Here is a 4,220-nt window from a genome sequence, read left to right on the forward strand (position 1 = left end):
GGGGCGACTTTAGTTTTTCGGGCAAAACATACGCTAAGGCAGCTCTAACCAGGCATCCACTTGTACTCCCCGGTCAGAAGAATATGATCCCATAGCATCGGCGAGAGGTGTGGCAGGTACTCCGGCGGGATTGGGGCATTCCTTTCCTGGAGCCGTTGAATGGCTTTCTGTAGGTAGACCGTATTCCAGAGTACGATGGCCGCCGCCACTAGGTTCAACCCATTGGCTCGATGAGTCATCTGCTCGAAGTTACGTTCCTGCATCATTCCCCGCCTGTAGAAATAGATGGCGCGGGAGAGGTTGTGTTTCTGTTCGCCCTTGTTGAGTCCCACGGTGACGCGCTGCCTGAGTGCTGGGTCTTCTAGCCAGTTGAGAGTAAACAACGCTCGTTCTATCTGCCCGATTTCGTGCAATGCCCAGGCAACATTGTTGCGCTTCGGGTAGGCGGCCAGTCGTGAGAGGAGCAGGGAAGCTGTGACACTCCCCTTGCGAACCGATGCCACCATCCTAAGAACCTCTGGCCAGTTCTGGCGAATGACCTTCTCCTGAACGCTCCCACCCAGGACGGATGAAAGAGCTGGATAGTCTGCGCAGTTCCCTGTGATGTAGAGCTTTTTGCTGGCTAGGTCCCGCAGACGGGGAGCGAAGCGAAAGCCCTGTAGATGGCACATGGCAAAGACTTGCTCGGTATAGCCATTGGTGTCGGTGTAGTGCTCCTTTATCTGAATGTCGGATTCGTGATACATCAGGCCGTCTAGGACGTAAGTGGCTTCCCGCTCCTGAGTGGTGATGGGCTTGATGTGATAAGGAGCGTAGCGACAGGATAGATGTGAGTAGAGAGTGACCTGCGGGCCAGCGTTTTTATGGCCGCTGGAGCGGGCAGTGCTCTCGCGTCTGCCTCCTACAGGAAAGCGTTGACCGTCTGAGGAGGAGGTTGTGCCATCGCCCCAAAGTGCCGCCAGTTCCTGGTTGTGCTGGGCATTAACCAGTTGGGCCAATGAGTCGGTGAAGGTACTCTCCCGAAAGCAGTTGTCAATCACGCTGGCGATACGCTCGTAAGTCATTCCGGGTGTTGCCTCAGCCATCTTGACCTCTCCCAGATTGGTCGCTTCGGCCAGGATCGCGGCAAAGAGAGCTTCTTTGTCTTTTGGTGGTGTCCCTTGCCGCAGGGTTGTGAAGTGCGAGGTGAAGTTCGTCCAGCGATCTACCTCCATCAGGAGATCCGTGATTTTGACCAGTCGCCCTCTCGCACCTGCCAGAGAAGGGAGTAGCTCATAGGCTCTCTCAGTGTGCTCCTCTACCTCAACGGGCACACTGGATGTCAATGGAGAGATGACGATTCGGTTCTTACCCTTTTCCAGGCGAACCCCTTCGAGCTGGTCTTGTTCCAGTTTTTGATTGACCCGAACCAGAGCTTCTTGTAGTTGCGCTCGTTTCTTCGTCAGGTAAAGCTCCATATCCGTTTCAAGAGGGACAGCCTTGAGAGCCTCGGCCACAGCACTCTGGGGAAGAAGGTACTCTTCCAGATCTCGGTACTGCCGACTCCCCTTGACGAAAACATCTCCCGAACGCAAGGCATCCCGTAGGGCAGTCAGAGTACATAGCTCGTAGTAGCGGCGATCTATCGAGCTACCATCTCCCGCAGAGCTTTGAAGCTGCTTACGCTCCGAGAAGACATACTCTTTCCAGCCATCCTTGACGAACTGGGTCGGTGCACCGGGTGGAACTTTCCGGATCTCATCGTTTCCCAGGCGACGCAGGATGGGCAAAGCCTCCAAGAGCGATTTCATCGAGGAATGCCCTCGGAACTCCAATACCTCCAGCATCAGGGGAGCATAGCGGTGAATACCCCGATAATGCCCTTCAATGTGCTCCAAGGCATTGAAGCTCTCCCGGTGGGCTAACTGTTCTGCCTGAGCAACACTGGCGGCCAGGCTCTCCCAAGTGACGACAGATTCAATCGCGGCGAAAGGGTCGCTCTGGGTTTCACGGGCATTGATCAGAGCTTTTCCCAGCCGGGCCAGAAGCAGAACTTTCTCGTTGATGGCGCGGCCATTGCGGGTGACTTTCTCCGCCTGAGCCAGCTCGCTACGTCGAAACATGCTCTGAATCATCCGGTCGTGCATCGCCAGTACCTGATCTGTAAGCCGAGCGGTTGTTTCTAGGACAAAAGCCACCAGATAGGCATATCGCTTTTGAGTGGGGGCACGACTCAAAAATTGCGGGGTGTAGCGGGCAGCCTCCCGAGCCAGAGACTGAAGGCGATTCTGGTGAATCAGCCGTCCGACTTCATCGGAGATGCCAATGGCGTGGAGTCGTTGGATTCGAGCCAGAAACCGCAGGATGGTCACCGAGGTTGTCTTTCCGCTGGCCTGTTTGATCCAGGTGAGCAAAATCTGGGTGGAACTCACCTCCGGGTCATAGGTAAGGAGGCGATCTAAGAGCTGCTTCTGCTCCTCAGTGAGAGCTTGGGTCAAACTATTGGCAACGCTCTCCTGAGCTTGAGCGCGTACCTCAAAGGCCAAACTCTCCAGAGCGGACAGGGCAGGAACCACGATTCGGCGCACACGCATCTCCCTCAGAAGTTCCTCTATGAGCTTGATGCCACTGTCGGTCGAGAGAGCTACAGGCACAAGAGCCTGGCTCAATTCTTTCTGCGCGGCGGCATCATAGGAGCGGAATCCCCCAATTTCCAGCAGCTCTTGAAAGTGCTCGTGTCGGGTGGCTTCTCTCCCTAATGAGTAGCGCGACAATTCACTGGCCGGATTTTCCAAACTCTGAGCCGCTTCCAAGTTCTGACCGGTGTTTGTCTGGATCTGTTTGGCGACGTGCAGCAAAACGGTATCAGGCGGCAACTCATTGGGTTCCCATCGTCGTCCTGGATAGCGCAGATATGCCCACTGGACGGCGAAGCCGATTCGGTTGTGGTATCCACGTTTCGCCCTGATAGTTGCGATTTGCTCCTTGGTGAAGGTGAAGTAACGCTCGATCTCCGCCTGGGAAATATCTTCCGGGATGTCGAGCAAGCCCAGACGCTGGGTTGGAGTCAGTACTGTGCGCGTTGCCAAAATCGTCTCTTTTCTCTACCCTCTCAGAAGTCGTAGCTTGTTTTTCACCTGCTCTCGGCTGACCTGGGTATAGCGAACAGTCGTCTGAATGGCGGGTAGTCCTCGTGCAGTGACATGGCCCAGATAGTAAGCTATTTCCTCAAGGCTCCACCCTGATGCTCGTGCCCGGTGGGCAAAGTCATGCCGTAGGTCATGAAAGGTGATGTCCTGAACCAGCTCCCATTCGTCTTTGCGTGCCCGTTGCTTGAGGGTGGCAAACCATCGATGGATGCCATTTTCCGTCAAATGATCTGCTCGCTGAGACACGAAAACGAAATCGCTCTCGCGGCGCTCATCACTTATCAGGTAAGCATAGAGAGGACGGCGCGCCTCGTTGACGAGGTCAATGTCGCGCATCTTGCCGCCTTTGTGTCCAACATGAATCCACCCAATCTTTGGCCCCACATGGGCATTGTCGCGTTTCAAGTGAGCAACATCACTTACGCGACAGCCCGCCCAATATCCCAAAGCAAATAGGGCGGCACTTCGAGAGGTCGAATCACGTTCGACGAGGCTGTGTAGCACATATCGTTGATCTGGAGTCAATTCACGTGGCGCGAGCACCTGTTGAGGTGGCAGGGCAATATCACGTATTGGGTTCTTTGTGAGCAGCCCTTTCTCTTCGCTCAGCCAACGTGCAAAGCGTCCAGCCACAACCTTGACCCGGACGCGAGAGTTGAGACTAAGCCCTTCTTGCTCCAGATGTCCCAGATAGCTACCGAGGGCGGTGCGAGTCAATCCTTCAGCCGAGAAAGCCTCATCACTTCCTGGACGCTGAGCGATCCAGCTTGCCATACGGTAGAGCGTGCGAGCATAAACCTCACGTGTTGCAGGACTTCGTGTTTCGAGCGATTCGATAAATTCGGTAACAATCTCGGCTCCTGAAAATTCTGTTGCGAGTTTTATTCGCTCATCTTTCTTGGAATCATCGAGGTCATTGTCTGGTGTCTGAGGGGGCGGCTTGTCAGGCATTGGTCAGGCGCTTTCAACTCGCAACAGAATGTTTATTCTGTTGCGAGTTTTGTGGTGCACCGATTCTATCGTCAATTCTTACCTGGGGGCCAAGATGGGATTCCTTAGCGTATGTTTTGCCCGAAAAACTAAAGTCGCCCC

The 4,220-nt window shown here is 54.6% G+C and carries 2 protein-coding genes; both read right to left on the reverse strand.

The window, feature by feature from the left end; genetic code table 11:
• Positions 1-44: 44 nt before the first annotated feature.
• Positions 45-3,068: a Tn3 family transposase gene (locus tag HNQ39_RS29540; RefSeq protein WP_184204212.1), complete on the reverse strand. Its 3,024-nt coding sequence runs from the start codon at positions 3,066-3,068 to the stop codon at positions 45-47.
• A 15-nt stretch (positions 3,069-3,083) separates the two neighbouring features.
• Positions 3,084-4,079 (reverse strand): tyrosine-type recombinase/integrase, encoded by a 996-nt coding sequence (locus tag HNQ39_RS29545; RefSeq protein WP_221290472.1) that lies wholly within the window; start codon positions 4,077-4,079, stop codon positions 3,084-3,086.
• Positions 4,080-4,220: the final 141 nt, after the last annotated feature.

Origin of the sequence: Armatimonas rosea, from assembly GCF_014202505.1 — a bacterium.
GTDB classification, from domain to species: domain Bacteria; phylum Armatimonadota; class Armatimonadia; order Armatimonadales; family Armatimonadaceae; genus Armatimonas; species Armatimonas rosea.

Coding starts and splice junctions, on each gene's coding strand:
- HNQ39_RS29545 (WP_221290472.1), bottom strand. CDS start 4,079: ATGCCTGACAAGCCGCCCCCTCAGACACCAGACAATGACCTCGATGAT.